Annotated in this window: 12 protein-coding genes; 5 read left to right on the forward strand and 7 right to left on the reverse strand. The window is 41.5% G+C overall.

The genetic code is table 11. The annotated features are described in order from the left end of the window. Nucleotides 1-8: 8 nt before the first annotated feature. Together IEW82_RS03560 and IEW82_RS03565 are read right to left on the reverse strand one after the other, a co-directional pair. Complete coding sequence (locus IEW82_RS03560; RefSeq protein ID WP_373285690.1) at nt 9-1,406, reverse strand: PTS fructose transporter subunit IIC; 1,398 nt, start codon at nt 1,404-1,406, stop codon at nt 9-11. Nucleotide 1,407: 1 nt separating this feature from the next. Then, the gene (locus IEW82_RS03565; protein WP_188689310.1) at nt 1,408-3,357 is read right to left on the reverse strand and encodes a BglG family transcription antiterminator; all 1,950 of its coding nucleotides are present in this window, start codon (nt 3,355-3,357) and stop codon (nt 1,408-1,410) included. Between the two features lie 581 nt (nt 3,358-3,938). Between IEW82_RS03565 and IEW82_RS03570 the strand changes: the two genes are divergently transcribed. Continuing rightward, nucleotides 3,939-4,811, forward strand: coding sequence for an aldo/keto reductase (locus tag IEW82_RS03570; protein ID WP_188689312.1), 873 nt, complete (start codon nt 3,939-3,941; stop codon nt 4,809-4,811). Nucleotides 4,812-5,531: 720 nt separating this feature from the next. Here IEW82_RS03570 and IEW82_RS03575 read toward each other — a convergent pair. Beyond that, a complete protein-coding gene (locus tag IEW82_RS03575; protein WP_188689314.1) occupies nt 5,532-6,896 on the reverse strand; it encodes a sugar porter family MFS transporter in 1,365 nt (454 codons plus the stop codon). A gap of 940 nt (nt 6,897-7,836) precedes the next feature. Further along, on the reverse strand, nt 7,837-8,007 hold the full coding sequence (locus IEW82_RS03580; protein ID WP_188689317.1) for an aldo/keto reductase: 171 nt from the start codon (nt 8,005-8,007) through the stop codon (nt 7,837-7,839). 222 nt (nt 8,008-8,229) lie between these two features. On the opposite strand from IEW82_RS03580, the gene IEW82_RS03585 reads away from it, so the two are divergent. Beyond that, a complete protein-coding gene (locus tag IEW82_RS03585; RefSeq protein ID WP_188689320.1) occupies nt 8,230-8,769 on the forward strand; it encodes a D-lyxose/D-mannose family sugar isomerase in 540 nt (179 codons plus the stop codon). A 224-nt stretch (nt 8,770-8,993) separates the two neighbouring features. Here IEW82_RS03585 and IEW82_RS03590 read toward each other — a convergent pair whose 3' ends face one another. Beyond that, nucleotides 8,994-9,548, reverse strand: a complete 555-nt coding sequence (locus tag IEW82_RS03590) for a helix-turn-helix domain-containing protein (RefSeq protein WP_188689324.1) — start codon at nt 9,546-9,548, stop codon at nt 8,994-8,996. 115 nt (nt 9,549-9,663) lie between these two features. Here IEW82_RS03590 and IEW82_RS03595 point away from each other — a divergent pair, with 115 nt between their 5' ends. Together IEW82_RS03595 and IEW82_RS03600 are read left to right on the forward strand one after the other, a co-directional pair. Then, nucleotides 9,664-10,251 carry a LysE family transporter gene (locus IEW82_RS03595; protein ID WP_188689327.1) on the forward strand — a complete coding sequence of 196 codons (588 nt, stop codon included), beginning with the start codon at nt 9,664-9,666 and terminating at the stop codon, nt 10,249-10,251. An 84-nt stretch (nt 10,252-10,335) separates the two neighbouring features. Continuing rightward, the gene (locus tag IEW82_RS03600) at nt 10,336-10,806 is read left to right on the forward strand and encodes a DinB family protein (protein WP_188689329.1); all 471 of its coding nucleotides are present in this window, start codon (nt 10,336-10,338) and stop codon (nt 10,804-10,806) included. 353 nt (nt 10,807-11,159) lie between these two features. On the opposite strand, the gene IEW82_RS03605 is transcribed toward IEW82_RS03600, so the two are convergent. Together IEW82_RS03605 and IEW82_RS03610 are read right to left on the reverse strand one after the other, a co-directional pair. Beyond that, a complete protein-coding gene (locus IEW82_RS03605) occupies nt 11,160-12,461 on the reverse strand; it encodes a thermonuclease family protein (RefSeq protein WP_188689332.1) in 1,302 nt (433 codons plus the stop codon). Nucleotides 12,462-12,479: 18 nt separating this feature from the next. Further along, complete coding sequence (locus IEW82_RS03610) at nt 12,480-13,568, reverse strand: DUF4236 domain-containing protein (RefSeq protein ID WP_188689337.1); 1,089 nt, start codon at nt 13,566-13,568, stop codon at nt 12,480-12,482. A gap of 535 nt (nt 13,569-14,103) precedes the next feature. On the opposite strand from IEW82_RS03610, the gene IEW82_RS03615 reads away from it, so the two are divergent. Further along, on the forward strand, nt 14,104-15,267 hold the full coding sequence (locus IEW82_RS03615) for a YhgE/Pip domain-containing protein (protein WP_188689340.1): 1,164 nt from the start codon (nt 14,104-14,106) through the stop codon (nt 15,265-15,267). Nucleotides 15,268-15,289 lie beyond the last annotated feature (22 nt).

Raw genomic sequence — 15,289 nt, forward strand, 5'->3', positions numbered from 1 at the left:
ACCTTTCCTTAAGCTTTTACTTTTCGTTTTAAAAGATTGGCCATCAAGGCGGTGACTAAGACGCCGACGATAATGGCTACAAAGAACATAATGACATGACTGACCGCACCGAACGCTGCGACAATTGGACCGCCATGGGGCACTCTGTCAGTGACACCAAAGACCATGCCAATAATGGCACCAACGATTGCCCCAGCCATATTGCTTGGGATGACACGCAGTGGATCGCCAGCTGCTAGGGGAATCGCACCTTCAGTGATTCCAAATAAGCCCATAGTAAAGGAGGCTTTCCCGGCTTCTTGCTCTTCTGGAGCGTATTTCTTTTTCCCTAAAAATGTCGCGAGTCCCATGCCGATAGGAGGAACACAAATAGCAATGGCAATTGGACCCATGATCTCAGTGTTTCCTTGAGCAATCATTGCAGAGCCAAATAGAAAGGCAACCTTATTGAATGGGCCTCCCATATCAAAGGCAATCATTGCCCCGAGGATCACCGCTAGGATGATTTTGCTGGCTCCTTGCATACCGTTTAATCCATTTTCAAGCCCCGTCATAAGTGAAGCAATAGGATGACCTAAGACAAGAATGAAGATGCCTCCAGCAATGGCAGCAGTCAATAAAGGAATGACCAAAATAGGCATAATGGGTTGAATCATCTTCGGCGCTTTCCACATCTTAATTAGTTTAGCGATATAGCCTACAAGGAAGCCTGCTATAATACCACCGATAAATCCAGCACCAGCATCACTGTGATAAAAGCTTCCTGTATTAGCGATGAAGCCGACAATCATACCGGGTGCAAGTCCAGGACGGTCAGCAATACTCATTGCAATAAAGCCCGAGAGTATGGGGACCATGAGTTGGAAGCCAAGACCACCGATTTGTTGGACTTGGTACCAGAATGAATCTTTAGGAATTTGAATGCCATTTGCAGTCGCGTGCCCACCGAAGGCAAGAGCAATCGCAGTGAACAAGCCACCAATGACAACAAACGGAATCATATAGGAGACCCCATTCATCAAATCGCGATAAAAGGCAGGCTGTCCAGATTTACTGGTGCCCTTTTGAGCGGTCTCTTTATTACCAGTGCCTTGATAGACCGGTACATCGTCCGTCTTAAAACGGGTGATGAGTTCCTCAGGTTTACGAATTCCATCCGAAACAGGCACCTCGATGAGCCTTTTTCCGACAAAACGATCTTTAGCTACGGTCTTATCGGCAGAAATAATAATGCCGTCGGCTTCAGCAATTTCTTTTTCGGTCAATGCATTGTCGACACCCACAGAACCTTGTGTTTCGACTTTCATACCAACGCCCATTTCATCGGCTGCCTTTTGCAGATTTTCAGCCGCCATATACGTATGGGCAATCCCGTTAGGACAGGATGTAATAGCAAGTAATTTCATGTTAGTGGCCTCCTTCACGGACAAGGTGTTGATAAAATGTCTGGTGATCTGTTGATTGCTTTAAAAGATTAAGTCTTTGTAAATCATCGGTAAGATCACTTATTTCTCTAAATAATGCACTTAATTGTTTTTTATCGAGCGCGCTGGTTGCAAGCATGAAGACAAGCTGAACAGGCTCTCCATCCCAGTCTGTCGGTTGCGCTAATTGTGCCACGGCGATGGTAGGATAATGTATCTCTTTGGCTTCACCGTGGGGAATGGCTACACCATTGCCAATATTTGTTGTTGCCAGCTTTTCTCTTTGTAAAGCAGAAGCTTTATAGTGGCGAGACACCGCTTCCTTTTTATAAAGCTGGTCGCTTAAAAACTCGATGATGGCTTTAGGCCCCTCCAGATTTACCTGTGTAAAGACTAAGTCCTTTGGAATGAGCTCTTTAAGCATGCTAGATTGGACAAAAGGATCACGTTGCTTGCGTCTGATTTTATCGATCACTTGGTCAATCAATTTGATCTCAGCCTCCTTTAATAAAGGCGAGACAACAAGCATTTCTGTGGAAGGTTTCTCAATAGGCACGGTACTGATGATCAGATCCGGCTTATAGAACTGTATGGCTTGTCTGAGTTCATAAATTGAAACGGTATCCTTGATGTCAAGCTCGGGAAAACTGGCCTGACATTTTGCCGCAAGCAATTGAGAGGTGCCTGTTCCTGTCGTGCATACGATGAGTGACGACACACGCTGCATCTGAGATTTATTAATTCGCTCCAATGCTGCTTGAAAATGTAAGGTTAAGTAACCGATTTCGTCTTCCGGCATTTCAACGTCTAAGCCGATTAGACGGGTGCTTTCAGAAAGAATAATGTCAAACATGTACCCGTACATTTTTTTAATATCGGCAAGCAATGGGTTATAAAGCTTTAAGTGATAACGCAAACGGTTAAGGGTGGATTGTAAATGAATCATGAGACCATTTACGAGATCCTGATCATTTAAAAAGCTAATAGAAGTGGCTGCTGAAACCCTTTCAATTAACTGAGTGGCAAGCTCATAGCTCTCGGAATTGTTCAGGCGCGCTTGCGTCGATACGTCTTTTTTATAAGCTAATCTGGCACCAATCAGATGAATGGTTATATAGGCCACCTCGGTATCAGGAATGGTGACAACAAAGACTTTTTCTAATGCTTGAGCGAGATCGCTTGCAAAATGAGATTCGCTAACCCTCTTCAGTTGTTTCACTTCTTCTATGGACAACTGAATGTGCTGGCCAAGCTTGATTCTTTTGATTGCGATGGCGATATGGATCACTAAGCTGATCATGGATTGGTCAGTAAAATGTATCCCTGATTGTGAGGCAAGCTGCCTTATTTCGTTTTGAATGAAAAGAAATTCATAGGGAGCGATGAGCTCAGTTAAGGCAGAAAGCTCATCCGAACCTTCATAAACGCTTTCGGTGGCCTTCGATAAAGCAAGCCTTTTATTCTTTTCAGTGCCAATGATTTGAATGCCGATTTTTTGGCGGCGTTCAAGGGTAAGATCAAACCTCTGTATAAAGGCCTCGATTTCTCCAAGTGCATTGGCAAGCTTTGTTCGACTTGTGAAACACTGAGCAGCCAAATCCTGCATTCTCATAAAATGATTGGTGAGAATCAGCGTTTCAATAATCTTATAGGACAGCCATTGGTCCGAAAGAACAGTCTCATCCTTTCTTTTTAGAAAAAGAAGAAGGCGCTGTTTCTCTTCAGCTGTTCCCTTTACAAATACCCCTTGCCCACGCCTGCGAATGAGAGCAATAGCAAAGGCATGCTCTTTAATGTAATGATCAAGTACTTTAAGATCATTGCGAATGGTTTTTTCTGAGCACTCAAGTGCGGTACAAATCTCTTGAATAGAAATGGGCTCCTGCTTTTTCTGTAAAAGTAATTCCAGCGTTTGTTCTTGTCTTTGATTCATAACACCACTGCCTTCAGGATCAGTTTTATCCTGTATATTTATCGTACAACTAAAGTCATGCGCAATGCGTCTATCTTTTACCGTTGCAGCGGTAAAATGAAAATGCTTATCCTAAAGGGCACTTAGTTAGATGGCCCGTTATAGAATATGACGAATTTGGTCGCGTGCATTTTTATTTCATGCTTAAGGAAAATATAAAAGGAGGAGGATAACCTATGACTTTGGCCAAGGGAAATGGGACCCTCTCTGTTTTCTTTATATCATGACCGCTGCTTAAACTCCATCCCCTTTTGTACGGTCAGAATGTATACCTTTACTGAGGCCCTCTAAGGATGATCGTACATCAGGGAGTACGAAGCAAAGGGGTTCAAGCTCAGTTTTCTTTATTGACTTTTTATGAAAGCTCTATGATGGGTCGTATTATTAATTGAGCGTCAAAAGCATGGGCGAATTGAAAGGGGTGTCGGGCAGATCGTTTGACTTAAAGGGATAGCCTAGTGATAATATAGGAAAAATAGGTAAAGCACAACCCTAGTCGTACATAAAGTGTCATCATTATTTGAAAAAAGGAGAGAGAGTACATGACCAATCAACACATCACCGCAGCTCAGTCTGGCACGTTTAAGATCGGTGGAGAATTAATGGTTAATCGGTTAGGCTATGGCGCAATGCAGCTCACTGGAAAGGGGATCTGGAAGGAACCGCGTGATCCTGAGGAAGCGATTCGCGTCTTGCAAAAGGCTGTGGAACTTGGTGTTAATTTTATCGATACCGCTGATTCATATGGTCCTTTTGTTTCTAATAGACTAATCAAAAAGGCTTTACATCCTTATAAAGAGGATCTTGTCATCGCTACAAAGGTGGGTCTCACACGGAGCGGTCCGGATGATTGGCGTCCTGTTGGTCGCCCTGAGTATTTGCGACAGCAGGTTGAACTCAATCTCATTGATCTTGGGTTGGATACGATTGATCTAATGCAATTGCATCGCATCGATCCAAAGGTTCCACTTGAAGATCAGATCGGTGAACTCGCGATGATGAAAGAGGAAGGGAAAATTCGTCATATTGGTTTAAGTCAGGTTAGCATTGAGGAGTTTGAAGCAGCAAACAAAATCACACCCATAGCTTCTGTACAGAACTTATATAACTTAGCTAATCGTGAATCTGAGGATTTATTAAATTATTGTGAAGCTAACGGCATTGCCTTTATTCCTTGGTTCCCATTAGCTACAGGGCAACTCGCAAAAGAGGGCAGTCCATTGAATCAGCTTGCAAGTGAGAAAGGTGTACAGCCTGCACAACTTGCTTTAGCATGGTTGCTTAAACGCTCCCCGGTTATGTTACCTATCCCAGGTACATCTTCTGTAGGACATCTGGAAGATAACGTTGCCTCAGCAGGCATCGAATTAAGTGAAGATGAATTTAATGCATTGACCGAAGCGGTAAAAAGCTAATTTACGTGTAATTTGTACAAGCCTCTTGTATTTTGAAGGCACCTCATAAAGTGAGGCACGATTTTTTCAAGTAAATAGCTTGTTGGGCAGGAACTCGATGGTGTATCGGGTTCCTGCCTTTTCATCTTGCCAAAACTCATATCAGAAGTACAAAACAAAGTGGGCAAGTACAAGCCAAGTTTTTCTAATGATATCAGTTTTTAAATCTGTGGTGGGGGGAATACCAGTGAGAGTTAAACATGGAAGAAAATGAAAAGAGATCACCCTCATACCGAACGCAAACGATAAGAGTTAAAAAGGATCTGGAGAAACCGGAAGCGTAGTCAAAATACGGAGCCGCCTATTGGAACGGGGCGGGCGTTGTTACTTCAGGAATAGACCCCTGAGTTGTTCCGAGGAAACGGACTACAAAGCCTATTTAGTAGACACAGGAACTACTACCCCAAAAAGTAAAGCACACTTTCGGGGACCGATTGTGCCCCTAAGGTCGTGCTCGTGGAAAGCGGAGTGTCTTGACGGCGCGCTTCATGGCTCACTATAATAACAAATGGATTAAGGCGAAATAAAAGGCAAGAGTCCGATACACTATCGAACCCTTGCCCAACAGGCTGCCTAATAACTAACCTGTCTAAATGTCTAACCTTTTGGGTCACTTCATAAATATGAATGCGTTCGGATTCTCTATGAGCTGCATCCTTTTGTCTTAGCCCCTTCCAAGCATTAAATAATGTGCTGTTTGCCTTTTTCAGCTAACTGTGATGGTACTCGCTTTTTTAAATCCAGTTCAATTTCTTCAAGACTGCGTCCTTTTGTTTCTGTGACGTATATGGAGCCGAAGATAAAGGACAGAATGCCCATAACGCCATAGACGACAAAGAGCATGTTACCGAATTGATCGAGCAAGGATGGGAAGGTTAAGGAAACAATCAAGTTCGCAGCCCAGTTCGCCACACCACTAATACCAATGCCTAGACCTCTCACACTAAGAGGGAAAATCTCTCCCAACATAACCCAAACGACAGGGCCCCATGTTGCCGCAAAGAAGACGATGTAAGCCGCCAAGCAAATGAGTGTAATATAGCCAGTAGCACTAGAACCCCCGCCAAATTTAGTCAATAATCCGAGAGCGAAAAGACAAACCGCCATACCAATGCTTCCGATTAAAAGCAGCTTTTTACGACCAACCTTATCCATTAGCCAAACAGCAAGGATCGTTACAACGACGTTGAGAACCCCAATGCCAATGGTTCCTAAAAGAGCAGCCGAATTGCCTAAGCCAACCTTGGTGATCGTTGTTGGTGCATAATAAATGACCGTGTTACAGCCGATAATTTGTTGGAAAATCGCTAAGCCGATGCCCACAATTAATGCAGGGCGGATCCATTTTTCTTTAAGTGTTTTCCAACCGCCGTTTTCTTCTGAATTTGTTTTCCGAATTTCAGCTAATTCTTCCTCAACCCCAACCCCTTTACGGAGGTGATTTAAGACCTTCCGAGCTTCTTGTTCACGGTGCTGTTTGAGAAGCCATCTTGGGCTTTCAGGTAAGAAGAGCATGCCAATAAGTAAGATAATACCAGGGATTAAGGCGAGACCAAGCATCCAACGCCAGCCTTCGATCGGTGCAAAAATATAGTTGATGATATAGGCAATTAAAATTCCGGTAACAATCATTAATTGATTGAGACTAGACAAGGCGCCGCGAATATTGGCTGGGGCCATTTCTGAAAGATATAAAGGGACAAGAGCAGAGGCACACCCGACTGCAATGCCAAGCACAATTCTAAAGAGTATCAAGACGACTGTGTCTGGGGCGAATGCGGTTCCAATTGCGCCAATACAAAAGATAGCGGCAGCGACCATGACGTTTTTTCGGCGTCCATATTTATCGGATAATTTACCGCTAAAGGCTGCACCAATCATTGCTCCAACTAAAATAGAACTGACAACAATCCCCTCTGTCATAGATGTTAAGCCCAAACTTTTCTTAATGTAAAGAATAGCGCCAGAGATGACACCGGTATCATAACCGAATAACAGACCACCTAATGCTCCAAAGAAGTAAATGACAGCGTTATTAATTTTCATTGTAAATCCTCCCCTGAGATGTCTAGTGTTGTCTAAAAGCAGATTGCTGATTGAGAGCACTGTATTTGATTGCGGTTCCATTTTTATAAACTTAAGGTGTGTCTATGCAATCTTAAAGAGAATGCAGCACAATTAAGCGCATACAGAGCACTCTGGAAAATAAAGCGTATTCATAATCGTGAAAAAATAATAAAATAACTTTGTTTATTTATTAAACTATCATAATATGGATATAGCATAACAAATCTTAATAAAAAAATCAATACATGCAATATTTATTAAACAGTTAGACTGCTTTATATGCGTATAAAATATTTATACTGCTGACATAATGAAGTCATTTTGATTATTAATTTAAATTTTAATAGTACCTATTTTGATATATTGCTTAGATTATGAATGGGATTATTTCTTATAGAGGGAAAAGGAGTGGCTAGAAGATGGAGGAGGCTTATTTATTTTAAGTAAAGAATAATTACAAGATAATGGTATGGTTATGAAGGTATTGCAGAGGAATGAGCCTTTGAGGCAGTGGATTTAGCGAGCAGGCCGTAGAAATACTTACATGTAAAGGGAACACTTAGAATAAGCGCTGGCACGTTATTACGATGCACTGCTTTGTATATTTAGTCATACATAAATAACTACATTTTCAAATGGTAGTGGTGTCTAACATGTGAAGGTGTAGTTCAGTGTTGATGCGGCCTTGTTGTTTAAGGGGAAAATGCGTGACTGCCACTATCTTTTAGGGTGTCGATGTTAGCTTGGAAGTTGCTGTTATTTTTCACTATCTAACATTTGCATTTCTCCGGCTGCTACCTGTCTCCAGCGACTCAAGACGCTGGAACGGCTTGTTCGATCCGTGTGAGGTCCTCTTGACTGAGTTCGATGGTACGGCCATCAAGAGCATCTTCAAGTTGACTTCTTTTATGTGCACCGATCAGGGGAATAGCAACAGCTCATTATGTCCAATACCGTAAAAATCTCCAGTATCGAACAGCGTGATGTCTGCGTCTAAGGCTTCATGGATCGTCGCACTGCTTTCCGCACGATTGGCTTCACCATATAAATCAGACATCCCCATACACCCGAGACCAATTTGGGAAACCATAGGCCCTTCTTTCCCGATCTTTCTTTTTTCTAAAGGACATCCCTCCTTATAAGTTGATAAAAGAGTAACAAATGACAAAGCTAATCACAAATATATGGAACGTAAAGCCATGTAAATAGAGCGAGGTGGCAGCACAGGAGAAGTATATTAATTGTAATGTGAATGCGCTTTAATTTATTTGAGTTTCAAGCTATACTTATTAAAATGATGGGAGGGCTATATATGGAGCGGCAAGAATATGAAGCGATCAAAACAAGAGCTTTAGAGCTGTTTGAAAAGGCAAATATTGTACTCACAGAACACGAAAAAGCAACACTGGAAGTTGCTGATTTTGGCTTGAACACCATCGAGGTTTCAGGGCTACAGTTGATTACTTATGTTAATACCAATAGAGTCTGTGCCAAGGAACTGGCACTACTTCCGAATCAAACCTGCCCAGAGCATAAGCATCCTAAGCGTTCATTCGATGAGGGGAAAGAAGAGACCTTCAGATGCAAATACGGTCAGGTGTTTCTTTATGTTGAAGGTCCAGAAACGAGTCTTCGTGCTGTTGATCCTCCTTTAGGTGATGAGGCCTATTACACCGCAGGGCAGGAAGTGCTGCTTTCACCTGGTGAGCAATATACGATCCCACCCAATACCCTTCATTGGTTCAAGGCAGGAAGTGAAGGGGCAATCGTCTCTGAATTTTCGACCAAAAGCACAGATGAGGAGGATATTTTTACTGATCCAAGAATTAAAAGAGTCCCCGAAATCTTATAAAGGCGATGGGAGGCTTGGCTGGTCCTGCGTGTGCCAGATAGGCTTCGTAATCAGCCTCCTCGGAACAACGCGGGGCGTCTATTCGTGAAGTGACCCTCGCCTCCTTCCTGAAGGCGTCTCGCACCTTGTGCACCAATCCACTTGACTTAGGCAATGAAGCCTCTTCCATATAGAATGCTCTATGCCCAGACAAGGACTGGGCACGCTTTTAAATCCGGTTTTTGTTATAGGGGATAGTAGATGACCATGCTTAATCGCGTCACTGTATCCCCCGAATTATGATAGGTGTGGGGACGGTCTGCTTTAAATCTTATTGAATCCCCGTCTTTGACAACATAATCATTTCCGTTGACACCTATCGTGATTTGACCCCTAAAAACTGTCAGGAATTCTTCCGTTCGGTCTCCGTGAGATTCAGAGCTGAGATAGCCATCCTTTTCAAGATCAACAGAAAAGATTTCGAAGCGTCGATCCTCTTGAAAAGGGAAATAGGGGTAGAGCATATATTTTCCCTCACCCTCCGAAAGGGGATGCACCTCACTTTTTCTGATCAGTTGCGTGTCAGGCTGTGGCTGATTGATTAATGATGTGAAGGAAATCCTAAGCCCGTTAGCAATCTTCCAAATGGTTGTAATAGTCGGACTGGACTCACCTCTTTCGATTTGTCCAATCATTGTTTTACTGACCCCGCTAAGCTCTGCAACTTTTTCTAAGCTTAATTTCTTACTTTCTCTCAATGCTTTTAAATTTCGAGCAACGATGAGGTTGATTTCTTCCATATGGACACCTCGATTTTTGTTTACAATATAACGTCTATATCGTACAATAAAACGTAATAAACGTTATAGTGTTCATTTGGGACATTATAGCATACATCAGGGGGAGGAAACACGCTTGTCCTTATTTTCCTTTTTAATTTACGTTTTTGTAATGACCTTTACACCAGGGCCAAATAATATTATGGCCATGGTTACTGCCAATCAGCAGGGGTTTAAAAGGTCATTTTGCTTTTGTTCTGGGGTGGGGCTCGGCTTCTTTGTCATTATGATTGCCTGTAGTTATTTTAACCTTATGTTAAAAACGAGTGTGCCTAAAATAGAATGCATCCTAACTGTGGTAGGCTCACTTTATATGCTTTATTTAGTGGTAAAAGTTTTTATAAGTCATGCGGATGATGAAGACAATGAAAAAGGCAAGAATAAGGGCTTCTTTTCAGGGATGCTTTTACAATTTATTAATCCCAAGGTGTTTGTGTTTGGACTCACAGTTATTGCGAGTTTTGTTATCCCTTTTTATCACTCTAATATGAGCTTAATTCTATTTTCATTATTTCTGGCTGGCGTTGGTCTACTTGCACCCGTGTGTTGGAGTGTATTTGGCTGTTTGTTTAAAAGATTTTTAACAAAATATCAAAGGGGATTTAATATTGCCATGGCTCTATTACTCTTATACAGTGCTGCTGCCTTATATATGGAAGGATAATACAAAAAATTAAGCAGAGGATTAGAGTTATTGGGTATCTACATATATAATAAAAATAAATATAAAGGAAATGAGGGATAGAGAATGAGTCAACATGTCTTTACTCCACTAAAAATTGTCCGGCAACGTACGATTAATGCAGTAAAAGGCTTATCAGATCACGTGCTTGATACGATTCCAGAGGGCTTTAACAACAATGTCCGTTGGAATCTTGGCCACGTTTACTTAGTTCAGGAGAATTTTGCCTTTCGTTTGGCTGGCGAGCCTGGAGAAATACCAGAGGCGTTTAATGAATTTTTTGCTAAGGGGACCAAGCCAGCAGATTGGGACTCCAAGCCACCGACATTAGAAACATTGATAGAAATGCTAGAAAATCAGTCTAAACGCATTGAGGAGACCTTCAAGGATCGCTTGGATGAACGTGTCAAAAAACCATTTACGACAGAAAGTGGCTTAAACTTAAACACTATTGGTGAGCTCTTGACCTTTTCACTCTATCACGAAGGTATTCATTTTAATGCGATCAATCTTCTCAAGCGTTTCGCTGAAAAGTAAGTAGCTAAAATGCTCTTAGGTGAAGGGGGATGTATGTACTTACTCTAAAGTACTCGCTACCATTTAAAATAACTCCCCATTATCTAGGAGAAGTATGATGCGGAAAAGGTGACCGTCCCTGATTAACTATGGGCGGTCTGTCTTTTGGCTCAATAGTATATATTTTTTAGAATCTTGCATTTAATCCTTTCTCTGCTGTTCGAGGTTTGCTATAATAAATCTATCAACTTCCTCGTCAAAAACTACGAATTTCTATCCCCTTTTCATCGTATTTTTTATTTCATCGTAAGTCTCCTGAGCTAAATAAAAAGACACACAAAAGGTGTACTTCTGCATGTCTTCTTAATCATTTTTTAGTGAACAACCAATGTCTTATTGATTGATTTTCCTGCTACATGGATTTCAACTTTATACCTACCAGGTGATGTTCGAGTGCCGACTTTCCATGTCCAAGTAATGGTTCCGTCACTTCCAGCGGTTTTATTAGTGAGTCCTTGAGCGGTACTGGGACCAGAATTATAATAAACGGCAATCGTTCCAGATGTACCCGGACTTGTCTTGACTGTCACCGATGCCATTTGTCCATGGGAGACATCAAGAGAGCCAGTGACCGTGGGTGGAGTTGATGACTTTTTGGTTGGTGTTGAATGCTTTTTAACTGTTGAAGCCGTTTGCGTACGCGTTTTCGGCGACGATTTCGTTACTGCCTGCTTCGTCTGAGTGGTTAGGGTGGCAGTTGACCGTGTGGATGATTTTTTAGTTTGAGTAGCTGCACTACATCCAGCGGTAGAGTAACCATTGCTCTTTGCCCATGAACAGGATTTCGTCAAGCTGTAGCCATTTTTAGAAACATAGCCGGCCATACTCCAGATGCCTAGGTGCTTTGACTTTGCTTCATCTTGAGCCGCCTTTAAGTCAGATAAGTAAGCGGTATTGGGTTCATAAACATAGGCGACGCGGGCAAGACCTTTTTTCACCACATCAAGGTTGTACATATCCTTCGGTGTGAGGTAGACATAGGCTAAGAGGCGATTGTATTTGTCTCTTTCTGCTCCTTTTTTCCCTAACTGAAGATAGATCTTTTTCCCTACAGGTAACTTTTCTTGTGCATATTTACTAGCCTGTGGCCCATAAGGTTCAACAGGTTTTCTGGCATCGTGTGTTTCAGGTGTATCGATTAAAAGCATCCTAACTGGTTCATCTTTCCCCTTTAAATTGACATGGATCGTGTCACCGTCTACATCCTTGCTGACGGTTGCTGTCACAAGGTAAGAAGGGATGGAAGTTTTTTTGTCTTTGGATTGTTTTGTGGATGCTTGTTTCACTGGTGTCGTTTTATCTGAATTTGATGGCTTAGCCTTGGTGCTGGTGGTTTGGACTGACTCTGTTTTTTGATGAGCCTTATGCTGTTTAGTGCTGCTTACTTTATGGCTATTGGATGATCCGGAAGCCGCCACAGCTATGCCGCTTATTCCAACACCAAGACCTATCATGAGAACAATGAGTGGCATCAGGCTCTTTGCCTTAAGCTTCTTATTAATTGTTAACTCATATACTCCCCAAATAAGAAGGCCGAGGCCAATAAGGATTAATGGAAACTTAAATAGTAGAATTAAAAAGAGTATGAGCATAATCATTCCAACAACAATTCGCAACGTGTTTCCCCCTATATCTTATATCTTAATCGGTTCAATGAACTTGAAGCCTTTTGTTTTTCTAAAAGTCATGTGATGCTCAAAGCCTTCGATCGCATCAGAGCAGTCAATGTGTTCAAAGTTAAGCTGATTCAATCGCTCTTTGTCTAAGCTGACAGACACAAGAGTGCCTTCGATCCTTTGACCTAATGAGGTATCAAGTTCTTTGCCAATAGCGTGAATGAGAACTGTATCAACTGGCAGGAGAGCAAAGAGTTCTCTACCCACTCTTAAAATACAGCTGCACACGTAATCTTGATAGAGCTCAAAGTATTTACCCTTTGCCATGTTGCGCTCAGAGACTTTGCCCGTCTTAGTCAAGGTTTTAGTCGTTTCTGGAATGACCTCCTGTGATTGGATGTTAAAGGTTACCTCTATTGTTTTGGCATCAATCACATTGAATGAAAACCGGCTCCCCAAGGCTTCAATATCTTCAAAGGGTGTTTCATTTTCGAGAATGTCTAGGTACGCATTGACATCGCCTGACAATACCTTTCTTGCATTAGAAACAGTTGCTTTCCAGTTTTCAAGTAAGCGTTGGTCTTCCGTTTGAGCGGGTTTGAGATCTTCTGAGAGCTGTCTTTTTCGTGCTTCTACACGACCAAATAAGCGATCGCGGAATGTGGGTTTATAATGATCGATTATTTTTTGTGCTTCAAGCTCGTGAGGTCCCATTTCTCCTTCAAGAAACGGGGCGGGTGTTTTCATCACGCCTTCCCAGTTAATGGGTGAGCTGCATTCGAGATGGACAGATTGAAGCAGATCAATATAATTTTCATAAGCTGCCACGATTTGCTTATTCTGCTCTACTTGATTTTGTTTCTGTATTTCCCTTTCGCGCTGATTGAGAGACTGGTAGCGCTGTCTAGCCGCTCGCGGTGTCTTTGAACTGAGACGTTTTTCATAATAGATCCCTGTCCCAGGAATAGTCGATCGCATTCTTGTACCCGAGGGTCCTGTACTTACCCTAAATCCTTTAACACCCGCACTGACTCCAATGCCACGCTTTCCAACATTGAGCCGCATGCCACCGCCAAGCTTAATGCTTTTTCGAAATCCAAACCCCATGTGTTGACCCTCCTCATTTAATTGAGTAGAAATTTAAGAGAGCTTTTCTATCATTATTGTACGTGTCTTTGCCTAAATTTAGTATAGTGCATTTTTTATTTTAGGAAAATAAGAGACTGATGAACGTTGTAATGCTTTTGGACTTTTAGTCACATAATGAGAAAGTCAATTGTGGGGTAAGGAGCCTTCTACCAACATTTGATCAATCCTTGGAAAGTAAAAAAGCTTTACATCCTGTTTATTTTACAAATAACGTGCCTAAAGGCAGCTATTCACCTCATATCTTTGTTTTCAACAGAGTGGTGAAACGGAATGAAAAAAGTTGATGATGCTAAAGTACTTAGAACGTCAACAGGTCCTAATAAGAATTTAAGAGAGGAGAAAGGGAGAGAGACTGTGATAAAGCTATAAATAGAAACAGTCTGTCAAAGCATTAAGAAAAAATTTTAATTGACAGAACCCATCTTTATTATTACTATAATAATTGTACTCTAATTAGAGTGTTTTTATTTAGGTATATAAAAAGGGTGATAAGATGAGCTTTGGGAAATTTTTAAAGAATCAGGGCGTGATTGCAGCGTTGTTCATGGCGATTTTTTACCAGATTATTTTTATGGTGATTTATCTTCCAGGTTATAGCGCAGTACCGAAAAATATTGATGAGTTGCATGTAGCAATTGTCAATGATGACGATAATTATGGAAAAGCATTAGCCAAGCAGTTAAAAGAATCCCTGCCGTTTAAAGAGATTGACACAGATCAAACGTTAAAAGAAAGTAAAGATTTATTGGAAGAGCGAAAAATAAGTATGGTGATTCATATCCCCAGTGATTTTAGTGCAAACTTGCAGAGCTCAGAAAATAAACAACCGAACATCGATTATTATGTGAATGGCTCAAATCCAACGATGATCACGAGTACGTTAACAAGTATCACTAACCAAATTGATACAAAGATCAGTGGGCAATTCTCTTTAAATAAAGCTAAAGGTATTTTAATGAATCTCAATGTGCCTGAAAAACAAGCGGATCAGCTGGCGGCATCGATTCAAAATAGTTTTGATTCAAAGACGGTAACCATTAATAAAATGCCAGATGGTATGCACAATCAAATGGCACCAATGTTTTTAACCTTAGTTTCCTATGTCGGGGCCATGATTGCTTCTCTTACCTTATCTGGAGTGTATAGAGGTGTAAAGAATGTCATAGGTAAATGGAGAGCCTTTTTTTATCATCAAGCAGTAGCCGTTTTGATTGCTGTTGTCGCACCATTAATTGGGATTTCTATTCTTTATTTGATCCATGGGTATGGTGGCGGAACCTTTATACAATTATGGTTACATCATGCGTTAGAGTTACTAGTCGCACTAGAATTTACCTCTGTCTTTTGCCTGTTATTTGGACAATTGGGCATGATCATTAATCTGCCAATCATGCTGATTCAAGTCATTGCAAATGGTGCTGTCTTGCCGCGTGAAATGATGTATCTTCCATATAAAATTGCAAGCTATATTTCACCAATGTACTACAGTGTGCAATCAGATTATAGCCTGCTCTTTGGCGGTGGACGCTTAGCGAATTATGAATGGCACCTTGTATTAATTGGGGCTGTAGTTCTCACTCTTAATGTGCTTGTAGTGGCAGTCGTTCACCGCAAGTCAAAAGAAGTTTCTATTGAAAAGGTGCCATCCGAGTCGTAATTTTGTTATGATACTGATGTGA

Source organism: Pullulanibacillus camelliae, from assembly GCF_014642655.1.
Taxonomy (GTDB): domain Bacteria; phylum Bacillota; class Bacilli; order Bacillales; family Sporolactobacillaceae; genus Pullulanibacillus; species Pullulanibacillus camelliae.

Bases quoted from the DNA above. Each gene is read 5' to 3' on its own strand.
- IEW82_RS03575 (WP_188689314.1), bottom strand. From the start codon at position 6,896: ATGAAAATTAATAACGCTGTCATTTACTTCTTTGGAGCATTAGGTGGT.
- IEW82_RS03590 (WP_188689324.1), bottom strand. From the start codon at position 9,548: ATGGAAGAAATCAACCTCATCGTTGCTCGAAATTTAAAAGCATTGAGA.
- IEW82_RS03580 (WP_188689317.1), bottom strand. From the start codon at position 8,007: ATGGTTTCCCAAATTGGTCTCGGGTGTATGGGGATGTCTGATTTATAT.
- IEW82_RS03610 (WP_188689337.1), bottom strand. From the start codon at position 13,568: ATGGGGTTTGGATTTCGAAAAAGCATTAAGCTTGGCGGTGGCATGCGG.
- IEW82_RS03585 (WP_188689320.1), top strand. From the start codon at position 8,230: ATGGAGCGGCAAGAATATGAAGCGATCAAAACAAGAGCTTTAGAGCTG.
- IEW82_RS03565 (WP_188689310.1), bottom strand. From the start codon at position 3,357: ATGAATCAAAGACAAGAACAAACGCTGGAATTACTTTTACAGAAAAAG.
- IEW82_RS03560 (WP_373285690.1), bottom strand. From the start codon at position 1,406: ATGAAATTACTTGCTATTACATCCTGTCCTAACGGGATTGCCCATACG.
- IEW82_RS03570 (WP_188689312.1), top strand. From the start codon at position 3,939: ATGACCAATCAACACATCACCGCAGCTCAGTCTGGCACGTTTAAGATC.
- IEW82_RS03600 (WP_188689329.1), top strand. From the start codon at position 10,336: ATGAGTCAACATGTCTTTACTCCACTAAAAATTGTCCGGCAACGTACG.
- IEW82_RS03615 (WP_188689340.1), top strand. From the start codon at position 14,104: ATGAGCTTTGGGAAATTTTTAAAGAATCAGGGCGTGATTGCAGCGTTG.